This window comes from Streptomyces sp. UF-297 (assembly GCF_058245575.1).
In genome coordinates this window covers 116,736-143,217 of sequence record NZ_JBSIBZ010000011.1, presented here as the reverse complement: position 1 = coordinate 143,217, position 26,482 = coordinate 116,736, and the positions used below count along the sequence as shown (strand labels likewise).

General features: G+C 70.0%; 20 protein-coding genes. 6 read left to right on the top strand and 14 right to left on the bottom strand.

The window, feature by feature from the left end; genetic code table 11:
* Both AC4IJH_RS09715 and AC4IJH_RS09710 read right to left on the bottom strand, forming a co-directional pair.
* On the bottom strand, window positions 1-2,219 hold a 2,219-nt coding region (locus AC4IJH_RS09715), incomplete at its 3' end, for a type I polyketide synthase (protein ID WP_490851169.1).
* 563 nt (window positions 2,220-2,782) lie between these two features.
* Window positions 2,783-3,424 carry a DUF1707 SHOCT-like domain-containing protein gene (locus tag AC4IJH_RS09710; protein ID WP_490851168.1) on the bottom strand — a complete coding sequence of 214 codons (642 nt, stop codon included), beginning with the start codon at window positions 3,422-3,424 and terminating at the stop codon, window positions 2,783-2,785.
* A gap of 212 nt (window positions 3,425-3,636) precedes the next feature.
* Here AC4IJH_RS09710 and AC4IJH_RS09705 point away from each other — a divergent pair, with 212 nt between their 5' ends.
* A complete protein-coding gene (locus tag AC4IJH_RS09705; RefSeq protein WP_490851167.1) occupies window positions 3,637-4,638 on the top strand; it encodes a methyltransferase in 1,002 nt (333 codons plus the stop codon).
* Window positions 4,639-4,851: 213 nt separating this feature from the next.
* Here AC4IJH_RS09705 and AC4IJH_RS09700 read toward each other — a convergent pair whose 3' ends face one another.
* Both AC4IJH_RS09700 and AC4IJH_RS09695 read right to left on the bottom strand, forming a co-directional pair.
* Window positions 4,852-5,853, bottom strand: coding sequence for a ParB/RepB/Spo0J family partition protein (locus AC4IJH_RS09700; RefSeq protein ID WP_490851166.1), 1,002 nt, complete (start codon window positions 5,851-5,853; stop codon window positions 4,852-4,854).
* A gap of 784 nt (window positions 5,854-6,637) precedes the next feature.
* Window positions 6,638-7,045 carry a hypothetical protein gene (locus tag AC4IJH_RS09695; protein WP_490851165.1) on the bottom strand — a complete coding sequence of 136 codons (408 nt, stop codon included), beginning with the start codon at window positions 7,043-7,045 and terminating at the stop codon, window positions 6,638-6,640.
* A 313-nt stretch (window positions 7,046-7,358) separates the two neighbouring features.
* On the opposite strand from AC4IJH_RS09695, the gene AC4IJH_RS09690 reads away from it, so the two are divergent.
* Window positions 7,359-8,126 (top strand): thioesterase II family protein, encoded by a 768-nt coding sequence (locus tag AC4IJH_RS09690; protein ID WP_490851164.1) that lies wholly within the window; start codon window positions 7,359-7,361, stop codon window positions 8,124-8,126.
* 91 nt (window positions 8,127-8,217) lie between these two features.
* On the opposite strand, the gene htpG is transcribed toward AC4IJH_RS09690, so the two are convergent.
* Window positions 8,218-10,047: a molecular chaperone HtpG gene (htpG, locus tag AC4IJH_RS09685; RefSeq protein ID WP_490851163.1), complete on the bottom strand. Its 1,830-nt coding sequence runs from the start codon at window positions 10,045-10,047 to the stop codon at window positions 8,218-8,220.
* A 122-nt stretch (window positions 10,048-10,169) separates the two neighbouring features.
* A complete protein-coding gene (locus AC4IJH_RS09680) occupies window positions 10,170-10,319 on the bottom strand; it encodes a DUF5988 family protein (RefSeq protein WP_490851162.1) in 150 nt (49 codons plus the stop codon).
* A gap of 390 nt (window positions 10,320-10,709) precedes the next feature.
* Here AC4IJH_RS09680 and AC4IJH_RS09675 point away from each other — a divergent pair, with 390 nt between their 5' ends.
* On the top strand, window positions 10,710-11,558 hold the full coding sequence (locus AC4IJH_RS09675; RefSeq protein ID WP_490851161.1) for a hypothetical protein: 849 nt from the start codon (window positions 10,710-10,712) through the stop codon (window positions 11,556-11,558).
* Window positions 11,559-11,617: 59 nt separating this feature from the next.
* Here the strand turns inward: AC4IJH_RS09675 and AC4IJH_RS09670 are convergent, their stop codons facing one another.
* From AC4IJH_RS09670 to AC4IJH_RS09640, 7 genes are all read right to left on the bottom strand, one after another.
* Complete coding sequence (locus tag AC4IJH_RS09670) at window positions 11,618-12,529, bottom strand: LysR family transcriptional regulator (protein WP_490851160.1); 912 nt, start codon at window positions 12,527-12,529, stop codon at window positions 11,618-11,620.
* A gap of 125 nt (window positions 12,530-12,654) precedes the next feature.
* On the bottom strand, window positions 12,655-13,287 hold the full coding sequence (locus AC4IJH_RS09665) for a hypothetical protein (RefSeq protein ID WP_490851159.1): 633 nt from the start codon (window positions 13,285-13,287) through the stop codon (window positions 12,655-12,657).
* 24 nt (window positions 13,288-13,311) lie between these two features.
* Window positions 13,312-13,953: a hypothetical protein gene (locus tag AC4IJH_RS09660; RefSeq protein ID WP_490851158.1), complete on the bottom strand. Its 642-nt coding sequence runs from the start codon at window positions 13,951-13,953 to the stop codon at window positions 13,312-13,314.
* A 149-nt stretch (window positions 13,954-14,102) separates the two neighbouring features.
* A complete protein-coding gene (locus AC4IJH_RS09655) occupies window positions 14,103-18,131 on the bottom strand; it encodes a hypothetical protein (protein ID WP_490851157.1) in 4,029 nt (1,342 codons plus the stop codon).
* Window positions 18,132-18,327: 196 nt separating this feature from the next.
* A complete protein-coding gene (locus tag AC4IJH_RS09650; protein ID WP_490851156.1) occupies window positions 18,328-19,908 on the bottom strand; it encodes a GMC oxidoreductase in 1,581 nt (526 codons plus the stop codon).
* Between the two features lie 159 nt (window positions 19,909-20,067).
* Window positions 20,068-20,427: a GntR family transcriptional regulator gene (locus tag AC4IJH_RS09645; RefSeq protein WP_490851155.1), complete on the bottom strand. Its 360-nt coding sequence runs from the start codon at window positions 20,425-20,427 to the stop codon at window positions 20,068-20,070.
* A gap of 1 nt (window position 20,428) precedes the next feature.
* Window positions 20,429-21,130 carry a DUF1648 domain-containing protein gene (locus tag AC4IJH_RS09640; RefSeq protein ID WP_490851154.1) on the bottom strand — a complete coding sequence of 234 codons (702 nt, stop codon included), beginning with the start codon at window positions 21,128-21,130 and terminating at the stop codon, window positions 20,429-20,431.
* A gap of 366 nt (window positions 21,131-21,496) precedes the next feature.
* Between AC4IJH_RS09640 and AC4IJH_RS09635 the strand changes: the two genes are divergently transcribed.
* The gene (locus tag AC4IJH_RS09635; RefSeq protein ID WP_490851153.1) at window positions 21,497-23,026 is read left to right on the top strand and encodes a helix-turn-helix domain-containing protein; all 1,530 of its coding nucleotides are present in this window, start codon (window positions 21,497-21,499) and stop codon (window positions 23,024-23,026) included.
* Between the two features lie 210 nt (window positions 23,027-23,236).
* A complete protein-coding gene (cspE, locus tag AC4IJH_RS09630) occupies window positions 23,237-23,446 on the top strand; it encodes a transcription antiterminator/RNA stability regulator CspE (RefSeq protein WP_490851152.1) in 210 nt (69 codons plus the stop codon).
* A gap of 55 nt (window positions 23,447-23,501) precedes the next feature.
* Here the strand turns inward: cspE and AC4IJH_RS09625 are convergent, their stop codons facing one another.
* On the bottom strand, window positions 23,502-24,632 hold the full coding sequence (locus tag AC4IJH_RS09625) for an acyl-CoA dehydrogenase family protein (protein ID WP_490851151.1): 1,131 nt from the start codon (window positions 24,630-24,632) through the stop codon (window positions 23,502-23,504).
* A gap of 232 nt (window positions 24,633-24,864) precedes the next feature.
* Here AC4IJH_RS09625 and AC4IJH_RS09620 point away from each other — a divergent pair, with 232 nt between their 5' ends.
* The gene (locus AC4IJH_RS09620) at window positions 24,865-26,481 is read left to right on the top strand and encodes an AMP-binding protein (RefSeq protein ID WP_490851175.1); all 1,617 of its coding nucleotides are present in this window, start codon (window positions 24,865-24,867) and stop codon (window positions 26,479-26,481) included.
* The last annotated feature ends 1 nt before the right edge of the window (window position 26,482 follow it).

The window sequence follows — 26,482 nt, the reverse complement described above, 5'->3', positions numbered from 1 at the left end:
AGCTCACATACCGCCCGCGACGGCATCACCACCGACACCATCGAACCCTCAACCGACAGACCCGACAGCGCACGCGACCGCACCGCCACCACCCGCGCACCGTCCTCCAGGGACAGCATCCCCGCCACCGTCGCCGCAGCAATCTCACCCTGCGAATGCCCCACCACCGCATCGGGGACGACGCCTGCCGCCTCCCAGACCGCGGCCAGCGAGACCATCACCGCCCACAGCACCGGCTGCACCACATCCGCCGAATCCAGCCCAGGCACACCCCCCACCCCGGCCAGCACATCACCCAGCGACCAGTCCACATACGGCGCCAACGCCGCCTCACACTCCGCAAGACGCGCCGCAAACACCGGACTCGACCGGACCAACTCCCGGCCCATACCCACCCACTGGGCCCCCTGACCCGCGAACACAAACACCGTCCGGGTGCCAGAACGGGCCACTCCGGAGACCACCGAACCCACGGGTTCACCAGCGGCAACGCTCCGCAGGCCGGTCACCAGCTCCTCGCGACCACCGCCCAACACCACAGCCCGGTGCTCGAACGACGACCGCGTCGCCGCCAACGACCACGCCACATCGGCCGGTTCCAGCTCCGGGCGCTTGGACACCCACTCCCGCAGCCGGTTCGCCTGAGCCGACAGGCCTTCCGCCGACCGGCTCGACACCACCCACGCACCGAGCCCAGCCGCCTCGATCACCGCGGGGGCGACCGTCTTCTCGGCCTCGACGACGGCGGTGCCGTCGCTGCTCTCCGCCGGCTCGGCGCCCTCGATGTCCTCACCGGCGGGCCCGCCCTCGGCGGACGTCGACGCGCGCGCTCCTGTGGGGGCTTCCTCCAGGATGACGTGGGCGTTGGTGCCGCTCATGCCGAACGAGGACACGCCCGCGCGACGCACCCGCTCCCCGGCGGGCCACGGCACCGACTCGGCCAGCAGCCGTACGTCGCCGGCCGCCCAGTCCACGTGCGGCGTCGGCTCCTCCACGTGCAGGGTCCGCGGGAGCTGCTCGTGCTGGAGGGCGAGCACCATCTTGATCACACCGGCCACACCGGCCGCCGCCTGCGTGTGCCCGATGTTGGACTTCACCGACCCCAGCCACAACGGCGGCTGGTCGGCGCGCTCCTGGCCGTACGTCGCAAGGAGCGCCTCGGCCTCGATCGGGTCGCCGAGCGTGGTCGCCGAACCGTGCGCCTCCACCACGTCCACGTCGGAGGGCGACACCCGGGCGCTGGCCAGCGCGGCACGGATCACCCGCTGCTGGGACGGGCCGTTGGGCGCCGTGAGCCCGTTGGACGCACCGTCCTGGTTGATCGCGGAGCCGCGTACCACCGCCAGCACCTTGTGCCCGTTGCGCCGGGCGTCCGACAGCCGCTCCGCTACGAGGACACCGGCGCCCTCGCCCCAGCCGGAGCCGTCCGCCGCCGCGCTGAAGGACCGGCAGCGGCCGTCCACCGACATGCCGCGCTGCCGGGAGAAGCCCACGAAGACGCCGGGCGTGGCGACCACGGTGACGCCGCCGACCAGCGCCAGCGAGGACTCCCCCGACCGCAGCGACTGGATGGCCATGTGGAGGGCCACCAGGGACGAGGAGCACGCGGTGTCCACCGTGACGGCAGGGCCTTCGAGGCCGAAGGTGAACGCCAGGCGTCCCGACAGGACGCTGGTCGCTATGCCGGTGACGAGATGGCCCTCGGACCCCGCGGTCTCCGCCGAGGGGCCCAGTCCGTAACCCGAGCTGTAGGAGCCGGTGAACACACCGGTCTGGCTGCCGCGCAGGGATGCCGCGTCGATGCCGGACTTTTCGAGGGCCTCCCAGGCCACCTCCAGCAGCAGCCGCTGCTGGGGGTCCATCATGAGCGCCTCGCGCGGGCTGATTCCGAAGAATCCCGCGTCGAACTCGGCCACGTCGTACACGAATCCGCCGTGGCGCGCGTACGAGGTTCCGGGGTGGTCCGGGTCGGGGTCGTAGAGGTTCTCGAGGTCCCAGCCGCGGTCCTGGGGAAATGCCCCGATCGCGTCCGTGCCCTCGGCCATCAACTGCCAGAGTTCTTCGGGGCTCTGCGCCCCGCCGGGGAATCGGCAACCCATTCCGACGATCGCGATGGGTTCCTGGCTCCGTTCCTCGACCTCAGCCAGTCGACGGCGGACCTGGCGCAGATTAGCCGTCACGAGCTTGAGGTAATCGCGGAGCTTGTCTTCGTTGGCCATTTCTTCCGCCATCCCTGCTTGCCGAGGATATGCACGTCTGCCGCGCTGCGGGGTTACCGCGGGACTTTTCGCAAAATGCCACTCGGGCACGGCGGAGGAGAAACGACCAGAATCAGCAATGAGATCTAGCACGCTTTACTGCGGCAGGGGTTGAAGTAACCACCGCGACAGGCGACAGGGGAACCTCATCAACACGTTCGCCTCCTGGCCCGAGAGCCAGTGACAACCTATCCCTGCAACTCGCCACCTCGCGCTTGCCGCCAGTTACATTCTCAATAATTAGAGGAAGCCACTTGGTGAGTGAATAGGACCTTGAGATCCGGCTCACCGGTAACTGGAACGTATCCGCGCCCGTGGAACCCGCGCAACGTAGCAGTTGAACACTTGAACCGCGCAAGGGAGTTGAGCACTTATATCATGCACAGCGCCTGGAATCCGCTGTCCGACCTGTCAGGGGCGCCCGCTTATCGCTTGGGCAAAATCCGTCCGCAGACGACGAAGCGGGGGGGGGGGGGGGGGGCTCGTACGAGCCGGCCACCGCTTTGCCACTGCTGTATGCGCCCTCAGGCCGAGTTTCCGCCGCGCAGCCACTGCCCGAGCGTCCGCCGCGGGTATCTGACCACCACGTCGCCGCCGCGTATCCGGCCGCGCACATTCACCCGGAGCTCGACGGGTACGTCACCGTCGGAGGCGGAGGTGCGGTCCTTGACCTCGCCGACGCCCACGGCCACGTCATTGGTGACCACCTCGATACCGGGCTTGACCACCAGCACCAGGTTTCCGCCGACGCTGACATAGACATCCAGGTCGAGAACGTCGTGGCTGAGCACGGCCTCGGTGAAGTCGAGTTTGACGTCGCCGCCGTGCATCCGGATGTCCAGGCGGCGCGGGACCTCCCAGGAGCCGGAGCGGTGCAGCGTACCGAAACGCTGGTTGATCTCCACCACGTCCTTGGACCGCGAACTCGGGTCCGTGGGGGCGGGAGAGACCGGCAGATCGCGGGTCAGCCCGGCCAGATCGCCAATGGTGCGCGCGGCCAGCGCCGCCGTCACACGCTCTTCGAGTTCATCTGTGGTGAGTCGGCCGTCACCCGCGGCGTCGCGGAGAATCTCCACGACCTGATCCCGGTCCGCGTGTGAAGCCTTCATGTCTCCTGGGGGCACGTCCTCGGCGCCGTCGTCGCTCGACGACTTCTCATGGTTCATGCTCCCACCCTCATCTGCCGCGGGGAGATTCGCAAGGCGGATCCGGCCAAGTCCCCAACACCATGTGCATATCACCGGGCACTGTTCAACTGACATGCCCTCACGATTGAACAGGTGCAGGCGACGGCCGAGAACACCAACCTGTCATTCACATCCTGCCATCCGGCCGAGGGAGAAAAAGGGCTATGGAAGTTTCGTTGTTGAGTCTTGTCATGGGCTCCATCACATCCGCGACGATCGGTGCCGCCGCTCGCCTCGGAATCGCAGACGCCCTCGCGGACGGGCCGGCAACGGGCGCCGAACTGGCCAAGGCCGTCGACGCGGACCCGGACGCGCTGGAGTCCCTCATGAGCGCCGTGACGGCGCTGGGCGTCTTCGCGCGCGACGAGGAGGGCCGCTACACCAACTCGCCCCTCTCCGAGCAGCTCAGGACCGATCACCCCGAGTCGATCCGGCATCTGACCTCGCTGCTGTGCGGCCTGTACGGCCAGGCGGCCCACGGCGGGCTCGCGCAGGCGGTGAAGACCGGCACCTCGGTCATGCCGCACGCCTTCGGTGTCTCGCTGTACGAGTACCTGGAGCAGGACGCCGAGACCTCGCGGATCTTCGACCTGGCGATGCAGGACTGGGCCCGGCCGATAGGCGGGGTGCTGGCGGAGCACCTGACGTTCGACAACGTCCGCACGGTGGTCGACGTCGGCGGCGGCAACGGGGCGCTCCTGAAGGCCATCCTCTCGGCGCATCCGCACCTCAAGGGCGTCTGCGTGGACCGCCCCGACACCTGCCGCCGGGCGGAGGCCGGGCTGCGCGAATCGGGCGACCAGGACCTCATCGAGCGGCTCTCCTACCGGCCGTCGGACATCCTCAGCGAGGTCCCCGCCGGCGGCGATCTCTACATCATCAAGAACGTTCTCCACGACTGGAGTTCGGAGAGCGGGGTGCGGATCCTGAGCAATATCCGCAAGGCGATGAGCGCCGGCGCGGCTGCGGGCAGCACGCCGAAGCTGCTGGTCATCGACCCCTTGAAGGAGCACGACTCCGGGGCGGCGTTCCGCAATGTGATCAAGATGGTGGTCGGCGAGCCCAACACCCGTGAGCGCGGTGAGGCCGACATCCGCCGGGAGGCGGCGGAGGCGGGGCTGCAGGTCCTGTCGATCACTCCGTGCCCCGCGGACCTGTGCGTCACCGAATGCGTCGTGGCCGAGCGCGGGTGACCCGGGGTGCCTGAGGCGGCACCGCGTCGTTCGTCTTGGTTCGCCGTGTCCCGCGGCCGGCTTCACCGCCCCGCGGGACACGGCGCGTTCACGGACCCTGCCGCGCCGGTGCGCGACGGATGGGTGCCCGGCGCGAGAGCGCACGCAAAGCTCCTGATGGACGCGGGTGTTGTGTACGCCCGTGCACCAGGAGCTCTGTCGTTGCGGGTGATGCTATTCGGGCTTGACGACACGTGCCCGTCTGTTCAACTCCTGGGCGAAGTCCTCCCAGATCTGCGAGTTGTGCCGGGAGAGCTGAATGATCAGCTCGATGCAGTGCGAGGGGACCGAGGCGACGATGTCGGTCATGTCCTTCTCGCCCTGCACGTTCTCCTTGAACATCCGCAGCAGCCGTCGTCCCAGCTCACTCTGTCGCAACGACGGGTCGCGCATGAGCTTTTCGAGCGTGGCGGTGGACGGGGGGCCTGCGGCGGCCGGGTTCTGCTCGGGCAGGGGATTCTTCGGGGCTTCCGCCGCCGGGTTGACGGGGCTCGACTGGCTCGGGACGGGGTCGTCACCGCGCTCCAGGCGCCGCCGCACGTCGAGGGCCGTGGCGGGCGACACCCCTGCTGTACGGGCCACTTGGCGCAGGGAGGCCTCTGGGTTCTCCCTGATGAGCTCGGCGACCCGCAGCCGGCCCTGTGCGCCGTTCAGGGGGCGGACCTTGCCGTCGCGCCCTATACGGAAATTCGACTTCGGTACGGAATCCGATGACCGCCGCAGTGCCGCGACCGCCCGTGACCCGAGGCCGGTGGACTTTGCGATGGCCCGGTCCGACATGCTGGGGTGCGACTTGAGGATCCGCAGTGCCGCCGCGGTGCGGTCGGCCTGTGTGAGCGGCAGCCCGTGCTCGACATTCGCCTCGACTGCCCTGAGGAACGCATCCTCGCTGCTGCCGTCGAAGAACTCGACGTCAATGACTTCCAGTCCCTTGATGGAGGCTGCCATCAAGCGATGGATCCCATCGATCACCCGCATGGTCTTTCGGTCGACCAGGATGGGCGGGGGCGGGCTTTCCAGCGCCGCGAGCCGTAGTACGTGAACCTTGTCTTCACCCTCGAGTCGGGGTGAGTCACCGGGTAATACCTGCATGATCGGAACCGAGACAATTCCCGGTCCATTACCCTGACAATAGTTCACCCCGGCCGAAAGCGCGGCGCCGCCGGCACGGCCCATACTGCACCCCCATGACAGTTACGACGTGTATTTGCAGTAAAGAAGAAGCAGGATCTACTCCATCGACTCGCGCCGTATGTCTGGAGACCCACCAGGCAAGTCTGAAAATCTCCCACGAAATCCAGCGGCTGAATTGTCCGGCCTGGAAAGTCAGTTCGCTGGATTCTGACCACAGAGTAACAGTCCGCACCACCTCGTGGAAGCGAGCATTCCTAGGTTTGCTAGTTCTTTAATGGCTTAGTACGAGTTCTTTAATGGCTTACCGCGAGGCGTCCGGCGCTACGCTCAGTAGCGCTCCCGGGCCGGACGTAATCCTTATGTCACTCAGGTATCGCCCAGCGGAACAAACGACTTCGGGTTCATGCGGACGCAGCGATTTTAACCAGATCCTGGCGGGACGCACCGAGCGCACGACAGGTCTGGACCTGTCGGGAGCGCCTAACCGTCGGATCTCACGTCGCATTCCGGCCGAGGGTGCCACTCCGATTGGCCGGATCACCCTTGCCTTGGCGCATCGAAAAAATACTCAAGGCCAGGCGCGTAAAATTTCGGCCAGTTCTTCGCATGACCGGCCCGTGCGGAGACGGCGGGGCACCGACGCCGCCGGGGCCCGGCGTTCAACCGGGTCGCCCAAGGTGTTCAACTGACGCGGCACCGCGGGTTGAACACGGCCGGCTCCCCCGCAGGCCGGTGCGGCATCCATGACGCAGCGAAGCTCCGGTCGTTCGGGGCAACTTGGGAAGTCACCCCGCCAACCGGAGCCTCGTCGTGTTTTCGTGGCGGGCTATGCCTGGTCCGCGCCCTCCTCCACGGCGGCGCTCGCCTTCTTGGCGCTCCGCTTCTTCGCCGTCGCCTTCTTCGCGGGCGCCTCGTCGGCGGTCGAGCTCTCGACCACCTCGCCGACCAGCACCTGCGAATCGTCGGCCGGAGTCTCCTGCGGCACGGCCGGAACGCTGAGGCCGGGCACGGTGAGATCCGGAACCTTCTTCACCGCTTCCAGCGCCGATTCGATCGCCTCGGCCAGCGACGGCGATACCGTGTCGTCGAAATCCACCTTTGTTACGGCGATGTCGGCGTTGGTCGGAAGGGAATCCTTTGCGAAGGCCGCGTTGGCGAAACCAGCCTCTTGCAGAACAGCTGACTCTTCATCGGTGATTTCCCGGCTGAGAACCAGCGAGAATTTGTGCCCCACGTACGTCACCTCTCAATGTCGCCACGTAATCGGAACAGTAACCGGACCTTTGGGGACGACGCACCAGGCGGCCACGTGCCCTCCTGAAGATATCTATCATCAGCGGTGCACTCCGGTCACTGTTCAACTGCGGCCTTCTGTCAGTTGAGCGTGCCCGGGCGGCCGGACCCAACATAATGGCGCCGCGATGTCCATGAGTTCAACATGAGTAAACGCAGACCGGACCGCGATCCGGTCTCCTTGCAGACGTTCCGGCATTTCGCTAGGTTCGGATTTCATTCAATGATCCGGTGTGACAACTTTCTGGAGTGGCATGTCTCAGCCTTCGCCCGGAGATGAACTGTGGTGTCGACGATTTCATCCCGCCAAAAATCCGGCCGCCCGGCTGGTATGCCTCCCGCACGCAGGCGGGTCGGCCTCTTTCTTCCTCCCGGTGGCCGCGGCACTGAGCCCTGATGTCGACGTCCTGGCCATTCAGTACCCCGGACGGCAGGACCGGCGCGCGGAACAGCCCATCGACGACCTGTCGATACTCGCCGACCGTCTTCACGGGGTCATACGGCGCCAGCCCGAACTGCCGACCGCGTTTCTCGGGCACAGCCTGGGTGCCGCGCTCGGCTTCGAGGTGGCTCGCCGTCTCGAGGCCGACGGGCACGGCCCCGTGCGGCTGTTCGCTTCCGGGCGCCGGGCGCCCTCGACGTTCCGTGACGAGAACGCGCACCGCAGCGACGCGGCGATTCTGGCCGAGGTGCGCCGCCTCAGCGGCACCGCGTCGACGCTGCTGGACGACGAGGAGATGATGCGGGCCGCGCTGCCCGCGCTCCGCGCCGACTACAAGGCGGCCGAGACCTACCGCTGCGAGCCCGGCGCCGTCGTGAACTGCCCGATCACCGTGCTGACCGGCGACAGCGACCCGAAGACGACGCTGGACGAGGCCAAGGCCTGGGACGAGCACACGACCGGCTCGATCGATCTCCGGGTGTTCACCGGTGCCCACTTCTTCATCAGCGAGCAGTGGAAAGAGGTCATCGAGGTGCTGCGGCAGCACTTCCGGACCGAGGGCGCCGGCACCGCCGGCTGACGGCCACCCTCTCGGCGCGCGTACGGCGCGTTGCGGCAGGCGCGCCGCGAGCACGGATGTGCTCGCGGCGCTCCTCGTCTTCGGGCGAGGGTCACACCGTCTTGCTCAGCCGGTCGGCGAGCAGTGTGGCGAAGCGCGCCGGGTCGGCCAGGTCGCCGCCCTCCGCGAGCAGCGCGGTGCCGTACAGCAGCTCGGCCGTCTCGGCCAGATCCGGGGCTCCCGCACGCTGCTCGTGCGCCGACCTCAGCCCGCTGACCAGCGGATGCTCGGGGTTCAGCTCAAGGATGCGCTTGACCTGCGGGACCTCCTGGCCCATCGCCTTGTACATCTTCTCCAGCGTGGGCGTGAGGGCGTCGGAGTCGCTGACCAGGCACGCCGGCGAGCTGGTCAGACGGGTCGTCAGACGCACGTCCTTCACCTCGTCGAGCGTCTCGTTGAGCCAGGTCAGCACCGCGGCGTAGGCACCGGTCCTCTCCTGCGACGGCTCCTCGTCGGAGGGCAGGTCGACCGCGCCCCGCGCGACGGACTGGAACTCCTTGCCGTCGTAGTCCCGCACTGCCTCGACCCAGATCTCGTCCACCGCGTCGGTGAGCAGCAGGACCTCGTACTCCTTGGCCTTGAAGGCCTCCATGTGCGGGGAGTTCTCGACCTGCGCGCGGCTCTCGCCGGTCATGAAGTAGATCTTGTCCTGGCCGTCCTTCATCCGGGCGACGTAGTCGGCGAGGGTGGTGGGCTCCTCACCGGCGGTGGAGGCGAACGAGGCGATGTCCAGGATCGCCTTCTGGTCCTCGTTCCCGTCGAGCAGTCCCTCCTTGACGGCGGGGCCGAACTCGCGCCAGAACGTGCGGTACTTCTCGGCCTCGTTCTTCATGAGGTCCTTGATGGCCGACAGGACCTTCTTCGCGAGGCGGCGGCGGATCAGCTGGATGTGCCGGTCCTGCTGGAGGATCTCGCGGGAGATGTTCAGCGACAGGTCGGCGGCGTCCACGACCCCCTTGACAAAGCGGAGGTAGTCGGGCAAGAGCTCACGGCTGTCGTCCAGGATGAACACGCGCTTGACGTACAGCTGGATGCCGTGGCGGGCGTCCCGCTGGAAGAGGTCGTGCGGGGCGCGGGAGGGGATGAACAGCAGGGCCTCGTACTCGAAGGTGCCCTCCGCCCTCATCTGGATGATGTCGAGCGGGTCCGTCCAGTCGTGGCTGATGTGCCGGTAGAACTCCCCGTACTCCTCGTCCTTGACCTCGGAGCGCGGCCGGGCCCAGAGAGCCTTCATCGAGTTGAGGGGCTCGCCGCCCATCCGGATGGGGAACGAGATGAAGTCCGAGTACCGCTTGACGATCTCCCGGATCTTGCGCTCGTCGGCGTAGTCGTGGAGCGCGTCCTCCTCGTCCGCGGGACGCAGGTGCACGGTCACCGACGTGCCCACCGGCACGTCCTCGGCGGTCTCGATCGTGTACGTGCCATCGCCGTCCGACTCCCAGCGCACGCCCGACTCCTCGCCGGCCTTGCGCGTGAGCAGGGTGACCTTGTCGGCCACCATGAAGACGGAGTAGAAGCCGACGCCGAACTGGCCGATCAGCTCGGCCGATTCCTTGCTCTCCCGCAGCCGGCGCAGCATCTCGGCGGTGCCGGACCTGGCGATGGTGCCGATGAGTCCCACCACGTCCTCGCGCGACATGCCGATGCCGTTGTCCCGCACGGTCAGCGTGCGGGCCTCCTGGTCGGCCTCGAGGGCGATGTGCGGGTCGTCGGCCTTGAGGCTGTCGTCCGTGAGGGAGGCCAGGCGCCGCTTGTCCAAGGCGTCGGAGGCGTTGGAGATCAGCTCGCGAAGGAAGATTTCCTTGTTCGAGTAGATCGAGTGGACCATCAGCTGCAAGAGCTGCCGCGCTTCGGCCTGGAACTCCAGCGTCTCGGTGGTCATGGCTTCCCTTCCGGTCAAAAGTTTCGTGCTACACCCACCCTTCCATGGGCCGGGAGGCCCACACGCGCCGGTGCCCGGCCTCGGCCGCAGCCAGGTCGGGCAGGCGTGCGCGCTGTGGTGCCTCACTCCGCCACGTAGGTGCGGCGGGTCCATACGAAGACCCGCAGTTCCCGGTCGTCGATACGGGTGGTTTCGGAGCTGGCCCCGAAGTGCTCGTAGCGGTTGCCGAGTATCACGAACTGCTCGTGTACGGACTGGATTTGACGGCTCATCAGCGCCGGTCTCGCGCGGCTCGGCCGCTGCGCCCGCGGGGGTCTGCGGGGCGGCCGGCTGGTCCGCCGTGCTCTTGTGCGATGAAGCCGTGCCCGCGCATTCCGCCGCATCGGATCACTCGACCAGCAGCCATGCGCAGCCCTCACTTCTCGCACACCCGTCCAATGGCTCCCGCCCGATCGTAATCACGCCCCTGCTCAACTTCACGACGGCAGTTGAACACTTCGATCATCACACCTGGCGGAGCGCGGGTGAGCTGCGTGGACAGTGCGGCGCGGGACGGCCGCGCCGTCGCGGTGACCTGCGTCGCGGAACGTACCGTGCGCGTGGTGGGAGATCGCCGTACTGGACCCCGTACCGAAAACCGACCAGTCGCCCGGGAGGCGCAGTTGACACGGATCGTCGCAGTCCATGGAATCTGGAACCACGAGGCGGGCACCCCCGCGCAGGAGGTGCGCCAGGAGCGGGCGGAGAGCTGGGCCACCCAGCTGTCGGCCGGCCTGGGTATCACGCAGGAGCGCCTGGAGGTGTCCTTCGCCTACTACGCCCCGCACCTGGCCTCGGGAGTGGCACAGGGCGGCGAGGACGACCTGGAGACCCTGCCGCCGGACGCGCAGGAGATGGCCGCGCAGTGGGCGGCGGAGAGCGCCCGCGCCTCGGCGGCGCCGCGCGAGGTCGCCCAGGGATGGCTGAGTGCTCCGCTGCGCCAGCTCGTGGACCGCAACGCCCGACAGCACAACCTGGACAGCGCGCTGGCGCGCAAGTTCGTCGCCCTGTACTTCCGCGAGGTCGCCGCCTATCTGCGCGAGCCGGGCACGCTGCGCGCCGCCGCCCGCGAGGAGGTGGCCCGCACCATCGCCGCGCACCGGCCGCGGGTCGTCGTCGCGCACTCCCTGGGCAGCGTGGTGGCCTACGAGGCGCTGCACGCCCACCCCGAGCTGACGGTGGACCTGCTGCTCACCCTCGGCTCGCCGCTGGCCCTTCCGGGGGCCGTCTTCGAGAAGCTGGCGCCGGCGCCCGCCGACGGCTGCGGGCAGCGGCCGCCCGGGGTGCGCCGCTGGGTGAACATCGCCGACCACGGCGACATCGTGGCCGTACCGCCGCGGCTGTCCCGCCGCTTCCGCGGCATCGACAGCGACCTGGCCACCAGCGTCGGCGTCTTCAACTTCCACGCCGTGGCCGGTTATCTGCGCTGCGGCGCGACCGCGAAGGTGCTGGGGCCCTACGTGCAGAAGTGATACGCCCGAAGCCCCCGACGAAGCCGCAGAAGCCGCAGCGGTTGCCCGGCGTGCCGTCCTCAGGCCGCCGGGCACAGCGCCGCCACCGCACCGGACAGCGCCGTGCGGAAGGCCTGTACGGCGGGGTGGGCGCCGCCGCCGCGCCGTACGGCCGTGGCCACCTTGCGCCGGTGCGCGGCGCGCGGCGCCGACGACAGCGCCGACAGGGCGCTCAGCACGACGGTGGGCGGTTGCCCGCCCCACACCAGGTCGGGCAGGAAGGCCACCGCGTGCCCCTGCTCGACCAGGCGGAGCTGGAACATCAGATCGGCGGACTCGAAGCGCACGTCCGGCTCGAAGCCGGCCTCGCGGCACACGGTGGTCGCCCAGTGCCGGGAGGCCGAGCCCGTGGGCTCCATCGCCCAGGGCGACTGCGCCAGGTCCCGCAGGCGGGTGACGGGGTGCGGCGCGGCCAGCCGGATCTCCTCATCGCACAGCGGCGCCAACTCCACCTCGGCGGGCCGCGGTTCGGGGTCGCCCGGGTACTCCTCGGTGATCACCAGGTCGAAGTCGCGGGCGAGCAGCGCCGGCAGCGCCGTCTCGGGTTCGGTCTGGGTGACCTGGACGCGCAGTTTGGGGTGGGCGGCGCGCAGCGCGGTGAGCGCGAAGGGGACCAGGGTCAGGGCGGCGGTCTGGAAAGCGGCCACCCGCAGCACCGAGGTCAGCTCCCGCAGCGAGGCGGCGATCTCGGCCTCGGCGCGCTCCAGTTGCTCCAGTACGGCTTCGGTGTGCGCGACCAGGATCTCGGCCTGGTCGGTCAGCCGCACCCGCCGCCCCACCGGCTCCAGCAGCGGCACACCGGCCTCCTTCTCCAGCAGGGAGAGCTGCTGGGATATGGAGGAGGGGCTGTAGGCGAGGGCGGCGGCCACCGCGGTGAGGGTGCCGCGGTGCTTGAGTTCGCGCAGCAGCCGCAGCCGGTGCAGGTCCAGCATGAGCGGCTCTCTCCTGATCGTCGGGTACGGCCACGAGTATCGCTCAGCCGCTCGCGGACAGGAGGTCCGCCGCCGGTACGGTGACGCGGCGGCGGGCCCCTATCCGGTCTGTCCGGTCACTGCCGTCAGTGCCGGCGGCCCGTCCGGTGCTCCTCCCGTACGGCCGCGGCGGCGCGCGGCACGGGCTTGGGCTTGCACGCCGGCTTGTTGCCGTCCTGGCCGCCGGTGATGGTGAAGCGCTTGCGCATCTTGCCGCCGGTCACGCCCTGGGCGCTGAGGCAGTTGAGCACCGGCAGGTCGATGTGCTCGGCGGACCACTGCATCGTCCCGCCCTTGAACAGGCCGCCGACGGCCCTGCCGTTCTGGGCGGTGTACTTGAGCGGGGACACCTGGAAGTCGAGGTCGAAGTCGGTGGTGCGGCCGTTGTTCCAGCGCAGCTTCTCGCCCCTGACCTGGGTGGTGATGCCCGCGGGGCAGCCGCCGGTGGCCTGGACGGTGTAGTCGAAGCTGACGCTGGTGATGTCCGGGTGCTTGGGGACATCGCACTGGAACGTCGCGCGGACACCGATGGACTTGGACCCTTGGTTGGTGAAGGACAGACCGGGGTTGGCCGTCCAGTCCACCTCGCCCTCACAGCTGGCGTTGAGCTCGGCCCGGGCCGCGGGGGCGGCCGCGAAGGCGGACGGCGCCGTGGGGAGCGCGACCGCCGCCGCGGCGATGGCCGCGCACACGAGCGTGGATCTCTGACGGAATGACATGAGTTCTCCTGGGAAGGCGGGGGTTCAGCAGTCGGGCGCTGTGGCGCGGCGGGCGGGCAGGCCCCGCTGGGCCCCGTCGGCGGACTTGATCGCGCACAGGTTGCTGCCGTCCTGGCCACCGGTGATCACGAACCGCTTGCGCATCTTGCCCTGGGTGACGCCGCCGGGCAGCACGCAGTTGAGGCCCGGCAGGACGGTGTTCTCCGCCGACCAGGCGATCGAGCCGCCCTTGAACAGACCGCTGGTGGCGGTGCTGGGCCCGGTCTGGGTGTACGACACCGGGGTGAGCTTGAAGCGGGTGTCGAAGGTGGTGGTGCGCCCGTTGTTCCAGCGGATCGTGGCGTTGTTGACCTCCGCCGTGATGCCGAGCGGGCAGCCACCGGTCCCCTGGATGCGCCAGTTGACGGTGGCGCCGGTGATCTCCGGGTGACCGGGCACGTCGCAGTTGAACGTGCCGTTGGCGTTGAAGGACTTGGTGCCCTGGTCGGTGAAGGACAGACCGGGAGTGGCGGTCCAGTCGACATCGCCCTCGCAGCTGGCGTTCAGCTTGCCCTGGAGGTGGGCCGGCGCGGCAGCGGGCGATTCGGCGGCGGACGGCGCCGTGGGGAGGATGACCGCCGCCGCGACGGCCGCACAGACGAACGTGGATCTCTGACGGAATGACATGAGTGCTCCTAGAAAGGCCTGGGGTCGGTTTCCGCTGGGGAAACCGGGCGCAGCGGGCCCGGTGAGCGGCGGGGCCGGCTGCGGGGAGCGGGTCGTGCCCAGCTCCCCGCAGCCGTGGTGTGCGCCGCGTCAGGGGGCCGCGGCGCGGATCACGGACAGTCGTACGCGTCGCAGACCGTGCGGCCCGCATCCGGGTCGCGGTCGGTCGACACCCACGTGATGGCGTTGACGTCGCCCGTCACGTCGGCGGCCACATCTGTCGTGATCGCGATGGGCGGGTACGAGCTGCCCGGCTTGAGCGCGTCGCCACCGGTGCCCGGACGCGTGCACGTCACGGTCTGGCCGGTGATCTGGCACTTCCACCCGTCGCCCGCGGCCTTGACCGGCTTGATGCCGTCGGGGAAGGTCCGTCCGACCTTCACCTCGCCGGTGGTGGGACCGGCGTTCTTGGCGTTGGAGACGACGACCTTGAAGCGCGTGGGCTTACCCGGGACCATCTCGCCGTCCACGGTGGTCTTCACGTCCAGGTCGGGCGGTGCGCTCTTGGCCACGGTGAAGTCGCAGTCCGTGGAGACGTCCGGGTTCTGCCCGGTCCCGGGGGTGTCCGCCGCGGTGACGACGGTCTTCGTACCCGTGGAGACGCCCGGGGCGACCTTGGTCTTGGTCACGATCGGCGAGAGCCGTGCACCGGGGTGCAGCGGGTTCTTGTCGGTCCTGACGCAGGTCACCTTCTGCCCGTCGGTCTTGCACTTCCAGCCGTCACCGGAGGCCGACACCGGCTTGACGCCGTCGGGGAAGGTCTGGGACGCGGAGATCGGGCCCGGTGCGTCACCGGCCTTGGGGTCGTTGGTGACCCAGGTGTTGAACGTGGCCTCCTGGCCAGGGGCCACCTCGCCCACCGGCTCGGTGTCCACCGACAGCTTCGGCGGCGCGGCCTTGGTCCGTACGGTGATCGTCGTCTCGGCCGAGGCGTCCGGGCGCTTGGGCGTCTCGGGGCTGTCGACCGTGGCGGCGACCTTCTTCTTGCCGGCCTCGGCGTCCTCGGCGACCTTCGTCCCGATGGTGATCACCGGGTAGAAGTCGCCGGGCTGCAGGGCGCTGTTGGCCTTGGTGCGGTTGCAGACCACGGTCTGGCCGACGACCTGGCACTTCCAGTCGTCGCCCGCGGCCTTGAGGGGGGTGACGCCCTCGGGGAAGGTCTGCTTGACCGTCACCGGGCCCACCACGGGGCCGCCGTCCTGGGCGGCCGAGACCATGGTGTTGAAGTCGGTGTTCTTGCCCGTGGTGACCTCGCCGACCGGAGCGGTGACGATCTCCAGCTCGGGCGGGGTGACCTTGACGATGTCGACGGCGTCCTCGTCCTTGACGGGCTTGCCGCCCTCGGGCGTGGTCACCGTGTCGATCGGCTTCTGGCCCTTGGCGTCCGGGTCGACCTTGGTCTTCACCGTGATCGGCGGGTAGGTGTCGCCGGGCTTGAGCGGGGGCTCGCCCGGGCGCCGGCACGTCACCGTCTGTCCGGTGACCTTGCAGTCCCAGCCGTCGCCGTGGGCGGTGACCGGGGTGATGCCCTCGGGGTAGGTCTCCTTGACCGTGACCGGCTTGGTGTTCGGGCCGGCGTCCGGAGCGTTCTTGACCTTGGTCGTGAACGTGGCCTCCTCGCCTGCCTTGACCGGCCCGTCGGGCTTGGTCGTGGACGAGAGCCTGGGGCCCTTGACCGGGGTGACGACGACGGTGTCTTGGTTGGTGACGGGCTTGCCGCCCTCGGGCGTGGTCACCGTCTTGATGGGCTTGTCGCCCTTGGCGTCCGGGTCGACCTTGGTCTTCACGGTGATCGGCGGGTAGCTGTCACCGGGCTCCAGCGCGGGGGCACCGGGACGCTTGCACGTCACGGTCCGCCCCTCGATGTCGCAGTCCCAGCCGTCCCCCTTGGCGGACACCGGGGTGATGCCCTCAGGGTAGGTCTCCTTGACCGTCACCTGCTTGGTGTTGCGCCCTGCGTTGGGGGCGTTCTTGACCGTGGTGGTGAAGGACGCCTCCTCACCGGCCCGGACGGGTCCGTCCGGCTCGGTGGTGGAGGACAGCTGCGGGCCCTTGACCGGCTTCACCGGGAAGGTGTCCTGGTTGGTGACCGGCTTGCCGCCCTCGGGCGTGGTCACCGTCTCGATGGGCTGCTCACCGGTGACGTCCGGCCCGACCGCGGTACGGACCTTGATCGGCGGGTAGCTCCCGCCGGGCCGCAGCGCGGGGTCGCCGGGACGCTTGCACGTCACGGTCTGGCCCTCGATGTCGCAGTCCCAGCCCTCTCCCTTGGCGGACACGGGAGTCACGCCCTCGGGGTAGGCCTCCTTGACCGTCACCGGCTTGGTGTTCGGCCCGGCCGTGGGGGCGTTCTTCACCGTCGTGGTGAACGAGGCCTCCTTGCCCGGGACCACCGGGGCGTCCGGCTTGGTCGTGGAGGACAGCTGCGGGCCCTTGACGGGCGTCACCGGGAAGGTGTCCTGGTGGGTGACGGGCTTGCCGCCCTCGGGCGTGGTCACCGTCTTGATGGGCTTGTCGCCCTTGGCGTCCGGGTCGACCTTGGTCTTCACGGTGATCGGCGGGTAGCTGTCACCGGGCTCCAGCGCGGGGTCACCGGGACGCTTGCACGTCACGGTCCGCCCCTCGATGTCGCAGTCCCAGCCCTCTCCCTTGGCGGACACGGGAGTCACGCCCTCGGGGTAGGTCTCCTTGACCGTCACCGGCTTGGTGTTCCGTCCGGCCGTGGGGGCGTTCTTCACCGTCGTGGTGAACGTCGCCTCCTTGCCCGGGACCACCGGTCCGTTGGGCTTGGTCGTGGAGGACAGCTGCGGGCCCTTGGCCGACTTGATGGTGAACTTGGTCTGCGAGGGCGGGGTCTTGGTGCCGCCCGGGGTCTCGACCGTGGAGGTGGCCGCCTTCTCGCCCTCGGCGTCCGGGTCGACCGCCGTCCTGACCTTCACCGGTGGGTAGTTCTTGCCGGGCGCGAGGACGTCGTCACCCTTGCCGGGGCGGTTACAGATGACCTTCTGGCCCTCGATCCGGCAGTCCCAGCCCTGGCCCGTGGCCGCGACCGGCGTCACGCCCTCGGGGAAGGTCTCGGTGGTGGTGACCGTATCGGTGGTCGGCCCCGCCAGGCTGTCGTTGGAGGTGGTCATCGTGAACGTGGCCGGCTGGCCGGCGTTGACCGGCCCGTCCGGCATGACCTGCGTGGACAGCTTCGGGCCGAGGGTCTCCATCTTGGCGTTGAAGACCTCGTGGATGTTGGTCTTGGTGCCGGTGCTGGCCGCCATGCCGATGCGCAGCGTCTTGGGTACGGGGGGCTGGCCGCTGATCGAGCTCAGGATGACGGGCTTGACGACGTTGACGAAGCCCTTGCCGTCCTTGAAGTCCATGTCGACCTTGAACAGGCCGGCGGGCGACAGGTCGATGCGCACGGTGCGCTCGGCCTGCTTCCAGGTCGGCGACTCCGGGACGCTGATGCGCTGCCCGTTGGCGAGCTTGTTGAGCTCGACGAGCGGGTTGCCCACCGTGGAAGCGCCGCGTACGGCAACGGAGTTGGGGTTCTTCGCCTTGGTGCCGCCCGCCCCGAAGGAGCTGGTGGAGAAGTTGCCGTACTCGTCGAGGCCGACGCCGAGGTAGCCGCCGTCGATCTTGTAGTAGCCCAGACCGCCGCCGTAGACGCCGGGCTTGGTCGGCATGGGCTTGTCGCCGTCGAGCAGAAAGAGGCTGATGCCGTCGGCGGGGGTCTTGACCGTCTTGGAGCCGTAGGACGAGACGCCGATGGTGAAGCGCAGACCGGCGCCCGAGGGGAACGCCTTCTTGGCCAGGATGAACCCGGTCTGCCAGGTCTGGGCGTCGGTCAGGCGCAGCGAGCCGTCACCGGGCGGGTCGATGGGCCGCCCGTTGGTGCCCTTGCACGCCTGGAGAGGACCTTCGGGCTTGGCCGCCGCGGTCAGACAGGCCCAGCCGGTGGGGTCGTCGGGCCCGTCATAGCTGCTGTACCAGTCACCGGCGTGCTTCAGGGTGGCCTGGTCGAAGGCCTCCTCCGCGATGGTGTCCGCATGGGCCGGTGGGGCCGTCAGCCCCACCGCCATGATCGCGCCGACGAGTGGAGCCGCCAGAGCGGCCACTCGCCTGCGTCTGAGTCCGAATCCCGTCATCGGGTGCCTCCTCAGGCGGCCAGGCCCCCCACCCTGCCCAGATGGTCACTGCATACACACGAACAATTGCACACAGTGATGATGAATGGGGCCAGCAGATCACCGGCGAGGAGCCGCCGCGAACGACGGAGGGCATCGGAGTGAGGCAGTCGCGGCGCCCCGCGCGGGGCAGGTCACCCGACCGGGTCCGGGCTTCCTAGCCGCCCGCTGCGACGATCGCGGAGAGTGCGCGCTCGGCGATCGCGGCGATGGTGAAGGAGGGGTTGGCGCCGCCGACATTGCCCGGGATCAGCGATCCGTCGATGACGTACAGGCCCTTGTTGCCCTTGACGCGGCCCTCCAGGTCGGTGCACCGGCCGATCACACAGCCGCCCAGCGGGTGCGGGTTGAGGACCCAGGGGGTGGTCAGCGCGACCGGGAGGGAGCCGGGGTTGGCGGCCATGACGCGCAGGTTGTGCTCGACGGCGATGTCGAAGGCGGGGGCGTGCTTGGTGACGGGCCAGTCCAGGGAGACCTTGCGGGTGAGCGGGTTGTAGCGGAAGGTGCCGCGGTTGTCGGTGTCCACGGTCATGGTCAGGGTGGCGGTGATCGGCAGCGGGCCGAAGCCGGTGACCACCCAGTTCTCGGCGAGCAGCGGCATGGCGAACTCGTTGTGGAAGAAGACTCCGGAGGCGCTGGGCGCGCCCTGGCTGGGGCCGACCCCGGCCAGCGGGTCGGAGCGTACGGACAGCTGGTCGCCGTTGTCGCCGAAGCCGGTGCCCAGGGCGGCGGGCAGGTCGGGCAGCGCGCCGCTCTCGCGGGCCGCGAGCAGCAGCCGGTTGGTGTTCAACGTGCCTGCGGAGACGAAGAGTTGCTCGCAGGTGTACTCGTCGGTGTCGACGGTGGAGCCGTCCGGGCGCAGCCGGCGGACCTCCAGGGAGTAGCGGCCGTCGGGCTTGCGGCCGATGGAGCGCACCTCGTGCAGGGGCCGCAGCTGGACCTTGCCGGTTTCCAGCGCCTTGGGGAGGTAGTTGCGGGTCAGGCTCTTCTTGGCGCCGTTGCTGCAGCCGAAGTCGGACTCCCCGATGATCGCCGAGGGGCGGACGGAGCCGGCCAGCTCCTGGCGGATGATGTCCCAGTCGAAGATCGAGTCGAGCGGGGTGGGGGTGTGCCCGGCCTTCCTGAGCTGCTGGTCCCATACGCGCGAGTGCGTGAAGGGCGCGGAGTGGTAGACGTCCCGGGGCATCGCGCTCGCCCCCAGCATGGCCTTGACCTTGGGGTACCAGGTGGTGGCGAACTCCTGGTACTTCAGCCCCGAGGGGTAGAGCCGCTCGAAGTAGCGGCGCGGCGGGGCCAGCGTCACTCCCGTGTAGACCACCGAGCCGCCGCCGACGGCCGCGGCGCAGGCGATTTCCAGGGCGCCTTCCTGGGACACCTCCATGACGCCCGCGGTGGGCCTGATGGGGCTGGGCAGGGTCAGGGGCCAGCTGGTGGTGCGGCGGAACCAGTAGTTGGCGTCGGTGACGCGGTGCGCCGCGCCGAAGACCGCGCGGCTGGGGCTGGTGTGCCACTCCTGGCCGCGCTCCAGTACGAGGGTGTCCACCCCGGCCTCGCCCAGGCGCAGTGCGGTGACGGAGCCGCCGAAGCCCGAGCCGATGACCACGGCGCGGAAGTGCGTACGGGAGACGGCGCTCGCCAGCGCCCGGCTCCCGGACTGCCCCAGAACGGCCGCGCCGATTCCGGCGAGCGTCCCCTTTGCCGCTAGGCCGAGCAGTTCGCGACGATCGAACACGGACACGTGGTCTCCTGGCGTCAGAGATGGACGTGCGATTCGTCCAAAATTGCGCGAAAAGTACCAGGAGGGGGTGCGGCGGAAAGTGAGGCGCCACCGCGCTTCCGTCCGGCGCACCAGGCCCGCCACCCGACTGCCCGTGCCCGGTGGCGTACGGGCCGGGCCTCAGGGGGCGGCGAGCCCGTCCCGTACGAGCGAGAGGACCTCCTCGTCCGACAGACCCAGCGCGCGGGCCTCGGTGATCAGGCGCTCGGCGGCCTCGCCGAGGCGGGCGCGGCCCGGGGAGGCGGCGCCGGTGACCACCGCGCCGCGCCCCCTGCGCAGATCGATCAGCCCTTCCTCCTTCAGGCGCTGGTAGCCGCGCAGCACGGTGTGGACGTTGACGCCCAGGGAGGCGGCGAGTTCGCGGGCCGCGGGCAGCCGCTCGCCGGCGCTCACCGCGCCCTCGGCGATGGCGCCGCGGACCGAGGCCGCGATCTGGTCCCCCAGCGGGACCGGGGAGTTCAGGTCGACCCGTACCAGCACTTCAGGCCCTTTCGCGGGAGCGGTCGGCCAGGGTGTTGAGCAGGCCCGCCGCGGTCCAGGCGTCATCGACCACCACCACGAACTCGCGGCCGCTGACCAGCCGCAGCCAGATGCCCGGTCCCGAGCGCAGCGCGAATCCGCTGCGGCCCGGCAGCACCCGGTAGCCCCAGCCGCCCAGGTCGTGCCTCGGCGCGGTGTCCCGGCAGGAGGCCTCGGCGATGCGCTGCAGTCCGACGCGGGTCAGGGGGACGGGCAGGCCGGGCAGCGCGATGGACAGCCCGCGGCGGTCGGCGACCACCCGCGCCGCGCCGAACAGCGCCAGGAACGCGCCGAGGACGAAGACGGCGATCGTGGCGACCCAGTACGTCAGCACGCCGATGACGACACCCGCGGCCAGCAGGGCGAGGCCCGCGGGCAGCACCCAGCGCGGTGCCAGCGGGTGCGACCAGCTCACCAGCTCGCCCTCCTTCAGGGCCAGTCGGGGGCGCGGGGCCGGGCGCTCGCGCTCCTCGGCGCTCCCCCGGTCCGGCCCTGCGAGCCATGCGCCCAGCGCACCGGCGAGCAGGGCGGCGCCGAGGGAGGCGATCAGCTGCCAGGCGGGCGAGGTCACCTCGGCGGCGTCCGTGGCATCGGCGTTGCCGAAGAGGACCGCCAGGCATGCGCAGCACAGCAGGGCCGCCGTGCCGAAGCCCGCGCCCACCATCGTGCGATGCGCGCCCCGGGGCGCGCATCGCGCCCGCCAGCGCGCTGAACAGCACGCCCATCCCGATCATTGTCCCCAGGACCGCGGCCAAAAAGGCGCCCCGGGAAAGGAATCCGTCCGCCCGCGCACCGTCGAAGTGGGTGGCCAGGGTGTCCGGCAGCCGCCCCTGGAGCGCGACGAAGCTCACCGCCGTCGCCGCGCAGGCCACCAGGAAGGGCGCCGCCGTGAGCACGGCACGGCGGGAATCGAACGGTCCGAACGCGGACGCCTTGCTGCTGCTGTTCATGTCGACCTCCAATTGTTCGTATAGTAGTAGAACAACTGGCGATTGTGCACGCATCTCATATCTGAGATAGCGTCTCCCCCATGGCAGACGACTACCTCGTACGCATCGGCAAGCTGATCCGTGATGCCCGACAGCACCGGGGCTGGACCCAGACTCAGCTCGCGGAGGCGCTCGGCACGAGCCAGAGCGCGGTCAACCGCATCGAGCGCGGGAACCAGAACATCAGTCTTGAGATGATCGCCCGAATCGGCGAGGCGCTGGACAGTGAAATCGTCTCGCTGGGGTACGCGGGCCCCATGCATCTGCGCGTGGTCGGCGGCCGCCGGCTCTCCGGCAGCATCGACGTCAAGACCAGCAAGAACGCCTGCGTCGCGCTCCTGTGCGCCACGCTCCTGAACGCGGGCCGCACCACGCTGCGCCGGGTGGCGCGCATCGAGGAGGTCTACCGCATCCTCGAAGTCCTCGGCTCCATCGGCGTACGCACCCGCTGGATCAACGACGGCAACGACCTGGAGATCGTGCCGCCCGCCGAGCTGGACCTGGACGCGATGGACACGGAGGCGGCCCGCCGCACCCGCAGCGTCATCATGTTCCTCGGCCCGCTGCTGCACCGCATGGACCGCTTCAAGATCCCCTACGCGGGCGGCTGCGACCTGGGAACCCGTACGGTCACCCCGCACATGACGGCGCTGCGCCACTTCGGCCTGGAGATCACCGCCACCGAGGGCACCTACCACGCCGAGGTCGACCGCTCCGTGGCGCCCAGCCGCGCGATCGTGCTGACCGAGCGCGGGGACACCGTCACCGAGAACGCCCTGCTGGCCGCGGCCCGCCACGACGGCGTCACCGTCATCCGCAACGCCTCCTCCAACTACATGGTCCAGGACCTGTGCTTCTTCCTGGAGGAGCTGGGCGTCAAGGTCGAGGGCGTGGGCACCACCACCCTCACCGTGCACGGCGTCCCCGAGATCAACCGCGATGTGGACTACGCGCCCTCCGAGGACCCGGTCGAGGCGATGAGCCTGCTGGCGGCGGCCGTGGTCACCGAGTCCGAACTCACCATCCGCCGTGTGCCGGTGGAGTTCCTGGAGATCGAGCTGGCGGTCCTGGAGGAGATGGGCCTGGACCACGAGCGCAGCGAGGAGTACGCCGCCGACAACGGCCGTACCCGGCTGATCGACCTCACGGTGCGCCCCTCCAAGCTCCAGGCTCCCCTGGACAAGATCCACCCCATGCCCTTCCCGGGCCTGAACATCGACAACGTGCCCTTCTTCGCGGCCATCGCGGCCAGCGCCCAGGGCCAGACCCTCATCCACGACTGGGTCTACGACAACCGCGCGATCTACCTCACCGACCTCAACCGCCTGGGCGCGCAGGTCAAGCTGCTGGACCCGCACCGCGTCCTGGTGGACGGCCCGACCCGCTGGCGCTCGGCCGAGATGATGTGCCCGCCGGCCCTGCGCCCGGCCGTGGTCGTACTGCTGGCGATGATGGCCGCCGAGGGCACGTCCGTCCTGCGCAACGTGTATGTGATCAACCGCGGTTACGAGGATCTGGCCGAGCGCCTGAACTCCATCGGCGCCCAGATCGAGATCTTCCGCGACATCTAGGGCCCGCCCGGTGCCCGACTCCCCCGGGCACCCGCTCCTTCCCCCGTGCCCCCGGCGTGCACCCGCGCGCCGGGGGCATCGGCGTACTCCGACCGGAACCAGCCAACCTCCCTAGATCATCTAGGCCTGGCGCGGGCGGCACAGCAGGATGGGTACCGGCGTCGGGGCCGGTATCCCATCGGCCTGCGCCCTGATACGCGAGGAGCACCGGTGGCGAAGATCAAGGGCCAAGTGAAGTGGTTCAACGAGACGAAGGGGTTCGGCTTCATCACCCCGGCCGACGGCAGCAAGGACATCTTCGTGCACTTCTCCGCGATCCAGGGCAACGGCTTCAAGACCCTGGCCGAGGGGCAGAACGTGGAGTTCGAGATCCAGGACGGCCAGAAGGGCCCCTCCGCCGTCAACGTCGTCAGCATCTGAGACTTCGTCACATCAAGGGCCGGGGCCACGCCATCGCACGCGGCCCCGGCCCTGTTCAGCGCGCCGTGCGGTACAACTCCTTGGCGATGATGGACCGTTGCACCTCGCTGGCGCCCTCGTAGATACGCGGGGCGCGCACCTCGCGGTACAGGTGTTCCAGCAGGTGGCCGCGGCGCAGCGCCCGGGCGCCGTGGATCTGGACGGCGGCGTCGACGACGTACTGCGCGGTCTCGGTGGCCGCCAGCTTGGCCATCGCCGAACTCCCGGCGACACCGGGCGAGTCGGCGTCGTAGGCCGAGGCCGCCGCGTAGACCAGCAGCCGGGCACAGGTCACCCGGGTGGCCATCTCGGCGAGCTGGTGGGAGACCGCCTGGAGGTCCTTGAGGGGCCCGCCGAACGCGGTGCGCCCGGCGGCGTGCTCCACGGAGGCGTCCAGGGCGGCCTGGGCCATGCCGACGGCGAAGGCGCCCACGCTCGGCCGGAACAGATTCAGGGTGCGCATCGCGACCCCGAAGCCGCCGTCCACCTCGCCCAGCACATCCGCGCCGGTCACCGGCGTCCCGTCGAAGACGAGGGTGCCGATCGGGTGCGGGCTGAGCATGTCCAGCGGCTCGCCGCCCAGGCCCGGGCGGTCGGCCGGGACCAGGAAGGCGGTGATGCCGCGCGCCCCCGCGCCGCCGGTACGGGCGAAGACGGTGGCGAAGTCGGCCCCCGGCGCGTTGGAGATCCAGCACTTCTCGCCGGTCAGCCGCCAGCGGCCCGGGCCGTCCGGCTCCGCGGCCAGGGACAGCGCCGCGGCGTCCGAGCCGGCGCCCGGCTCGCTCAGCGCGAAGGCGGCCACCGCCCGGCCCTCGGCGACCTCCCCCAGCCAGCGCCGGCGCTGCTCCTCGGTACCCGCCTGGAGTACGGGGTAGGCGCCGAGCCCCTGGAGGGCCAGCGCGGTCTCGGCTTCCGTGCACTCCTGGGCCAGGCTCTCGCGCAACAGGCACAGGTCCAGGGCCCGTACGGGACCGTCCTCGGGGAACAGCCGCCGCAGCAGCCCCAGTTGGCCCAGTTCCCGCACCAGTGGCCGGTTGATGCGCCCCGCCTCACCCCGCTCCGCCAGCGGGCGTAGCCGCTCGGCCGTCAGCTCACGCAGTTCGGCACACCAACCTCGCTCCTCCGCGGACAGCGCGAATGCGGTCACCGGGCAGCTCCCTCGTCGCTTGGGCTATCGCGATCTGTTGACTGTCGTCACCAACACGTTACGCTGACGAAGGGCCCGTTCGGCAGTCCCCCGCAGCTCCTCCCCGGTCCCCGCAGGGCCGGAACCCGCGACACCGGCCGGTCGGCGGTCTGCTTCCGGTCCCGTTCACAGTCCCTTCCCAGGCCGCCCTGCGGCCGCCACGGCGCAAGGGGGCGCACCCGTCATGGACGTCATGGAGCTCGGCCCTTCGGCCCATCTGGACACCTTCGCCCGCGACCACCTTCCGCCGTTCGCACAGTGGCCGCATCTCGTGGGCGCCGCGGGCCCCGGCCGGCTCAACTGCGGGGCCGAACTGCTGGACCGTACGGCCGAGCGGCTGGGCCCCGACCGGCCCGCCCTGCTGGACGCGCACGGCACCGTATGGACGTACGGCCAGCTCCAGGAGCGGGTCGACCGCATCGCGCACGCCCTGACCGACCCCGTCGACGGACTGGGCGTGGTGCCGGGCAACCGCGTCCTGCTGCGCGGCCCCACCACACCCCATCTGGCGGCCTGCTGGCTGGCGGTGATGAAGGCGGGCGCCGTCGCGGTGACTGTGCTGCCCACCCAGCGGCCCCACGAGCTGGCCACCATCTGCGAGATCGCCCAGGTGCGGCACGCCCTGTGCGCCGCCGGGTGTGTGACGGACCTGGTCAAGGCCGAGGTGCCGGGGCTGCGCATCACGGAGTACGGCGGGCGCTCCCCCGGCGACCTGCTGCGCCTGGCCGAGGGCAGACCCGCTCGCTACGACGCCGTGCCGACCTCCTGCGACGATGTCGCGCTGATCGCCTTCACCTCGGGGACCACCGGCCGCCCCAAGGGCTGTATGCACTTCCACCGCGATGTGCTGGCCATCGCCGACACCTTCTGCGCGCACGTCCTGCGGCCCGGGCCCGACGACGTCTTCGCCGGCAGCCCGCCGCTCGGCTTCACCTTCGGGCTCGGCGGCCTGGTGATCTTCCCGCTGCGGGTGGGCGCCTCGGCTTATCTGGCGGACTGGGGCGGCCCCGAGGAACTGCTGCGCGCCGTCGAACGGCACCGCGTCTCGGTGGTGTTCACCGCGCCCACCGCCTACCGGGCGATGCTCCCCCGGCTCGGCGAGCACGACATCTCCAGCCTGCGGCGCTGCGTATCGGCGGGCGAGAACCTGCCCGCCGCCACCTGGCGCGCCTGGCAGGAGGCGACCGGGCTGCGGATCATCAACGGCATCGGCGCCACCGAGATGCTGCACATCTTCCTGTCGGCCGCCGACGACGCCATCCGCCCCGGCACCACCGGGGTCCCCGTGCCCGGATTCCAGGCCCGGGTGGTGGACGGGCAGGGCCGTCCCGTACCGGACGGCGAGCCGGGGCTGCTGGCGGTGCGCGGCCCGACCGGCTGCCGCTATCTGTCCGACGAGCGCCAGACACAGTATGTACGCCAGGGCTGGAACATCACCGGCGACACCTACGTGCGCGAGCCCGACGGCTACTTCCGCTACGTGGCCCGCGCGGACGACATGATCATCACGGCCGGGTACAACATCGCGGGGCCCGAGGTGGAGGACGCGCTGCTGCGCCACCCCGACGTCGCCGAGGCGGCGGTGGTGGGCCGGGCCGACGAGGAGCGCGGGCAGCTGGTGGTCGCGCATGTGGTGCTGCGTGCGGGCGTGACACGTGGGGATGAAACGGTGGCCGCGCTGCGCGCGTTCACCAAAACGGAGATCGCTCCCTACAAGTGCCCGCGGGAGATCGTCTTCCACGACGCGCTCCCGCGCACCGAAACCGGCAAGCTCCAGCGTTTCCGCCTGCGCGCCCCCGATCTAGAGTGAC

What these genes read in the sequence shown, in the direction of transcription:
- AC4IJH_RS09655 (WP_490851157.1), bottom strand. Translation starts at nt 18,131, where the DNA reads ATGACGGGATTCGGACTCAGACGCAGGCGAGTGGCCGCTCTGGCGGCT.
- AC4IJH_RS09640 (WP_490851154.1), bottom strand. Translation starts at nt 21,130, where the DNA reads ATGGTGGGCGCGGGCTTCGGCACGGCGGCCCTGCTGTGCTGCGCATGC.
- AC4IJH_RS09690 (WP_490851164.1), top strand. Translation starts at nt 7,359, where the DNA reads ATGTCTCAGCCTTCGCCCGGAGATGAACTGTGGTGTCGACGATTTCAT.
- AC4IJH_RS09635 (WP_490851153.1), top strand. Translation starts at nt 21,497, where the DNA reads ATGGCAGACGACTACCTCGTACGCATCGGCAAGCTGATCCGTGATGCC.
- AC4IJH_RS09700 (WP_490851166.1), bottom strand. Translation starts at nt 5,853, where the DNA reads ATGGGCCGTGCCGGCGGCGCCGCGCTTTCGGCCGGGGTGAACTATTGT.
- AC4IJH_RS09680 (WP_490851162.1), bottom strand. Translation starts at nt 10,319, where the DNA reads ATGAGCCGTCAAATCCAGTCCGTACACGAGCAGTTCGTGATACTCGGC.
- htpG (WP_490851163.1), bottom strand. Translation starts at nt 10,047, where the DNA reads ATGACCACCGAGACGCTGGAGTTCCAGGCCGAAGCGCGGCAGCTCTTG.
- AC4IJH_RS09660 (WP_490851158.1), bottom strand. Translation starts at nt 13,953, where the DNA reads ATGTCATTCCGTCAGAGATCCACGTTCGTCTGTGCGGCCGTCGCGGCG.
- AC4IJH_RS09710 (WP_490851168.1), bottom strand. Translation starts at nt 3,424, where the DNA reads ATGAACCATGAGAAGTCGTCGAGCGACGACGGCGCCGAGGACGTGCCC.
- AC4IJH_RS09620 (WP_490851175.1), top strand. Translation starts at nt 24,865, where the DNA reads ATGGAGCTCGGCCCTTCGGCCCATCTGGACACCTTCGCCCGCGACCAC.
- AC4IJH_RS09705 (WP_490851167.1), top strand. Translation starts at nt 3,637, where the DNA reads ATGGGCTCCATCACATCCGCGACGATCGGTGCCGCCGCTCGCCTCGGA.
- AC4IJH_RS09665 (WP_490851159.1), bottom strand. Translation starts at nt 13,287, where the DNA reads ATGTCATTCCGTCAGAGATCCACGCTCGTGTGCGCGGCCATCGCCGCG.
- AC4IJH_RS09670 (WP_490851160.1), bottom strand. Translation starts at nt 12,529, where the DNA reads ATGCTGGACCTGCACCGGCTGCGGCTGCTGCGCGAACTCAAGCACCGC.